Annotated in this window: 1 protein-coding gene; it reads right to left on the bottom strand. The window is 34.0% G+C overall.

Annotation, left to right across the window (positions count from 1 at the left end; all coding sequences use genetic code 11):
• The coding region (locus FC65_RS11200) for an alpha-amylase family glycosyl hydrolase (protein ID WP_268872493.1) at window positions 1–353 on the bottom strand (353 nt) is incomplete at both ends.

Below are 353 nucleotides of genomic sequence, written 5' to 3'. Positions count from 1 at the left end.
TTATTCCAATATAAACTATTCCATGCTTGTCCATCCAAGGCTTCTTCCCAATGAGACAAGACTTGTTTCAACTCTACTAATTTTACTGGTTCATCATTCCATTTTCCTAAAGCTGGATTAGGATTAGGTGAAAGATTAACATGCTCAAACTGGAAAATCATATTCAATTCTTTTCCATCTAAATTAGCATAATTTCTTGCTTGTTCAGGTGAAGTATTATCCATTTCACCTACTGTCATCACATCATAATGAGATAGTACATTTTCATTCATTTCACGTATATATTCTTCAAAATGAGGACCACAAGAAACTATTGATTGTACATTACCATAGTTAGCCCCCTCAGCTTGAGG

The sequence above is a fragment of the Ligilactobacillus acidipiscis DSM 15836 genome, from assembly GCF_001435755.1.
GTDB lineage: Bacteria > Bacillota > Bacilli > Lactobacillales > Lactobacillaceae > Ligilactobacillus > Ligilactobacillus acidipiscis.
The sequence above is the reverse complement of the archived record's forward strand: the minus strand, read 5'-3'. Positions and strand labels throughout refer to the sequence as shown.